The sequence below is a fragment of the Psychrobacter proteolyticus genome, from assembly GCF_038155145.1.
GTDB classification, from domain to species: Bacteria; Pseudomonadota; Gammaproteobacteria; order Pseudomonadales; family Moraxellaceae; genus Psychrobacter; species Psychrobacter proteolyticus_B.
Map to the genome: position 1 here is coordinate 1 of NZ_JBAKAY010000105.1, position 226 is coordinate 226.

At 41.6% G+C, this 226-nt stretch carries 1 pseudogene; it reads right to left on the reverse strand.

From position 1 onward, the window contains the following. Positions 1–191, reverse strand: a pseudogene (locus V6252_RS13150) (hypothetical protein); the annotation flags it as partial. Positions 192–226 lie beyond the last annotated feature (35 nt).

The window sequence follows — 226 nt, forward strand, 5'->3', positions numbered from 1 at the left end:
TTTAAGTGCTGTTTATTTAACGTTAACTGCTGCCAACTTACTGTGGCTAATGACAAGGGCGCATTGTAATCCTGATACGTGAGTACACCAGGAGAGATACCGACGGCTTTATGAAAAGCTTGCCCGCCTTTTCTACCTAGATAAAAGGTAGTGACGGTCGTTACAATACCGATGCGTATTAAGATACTCATATACGCTTGCTCTTTACCCTTTTACCATTCATCTT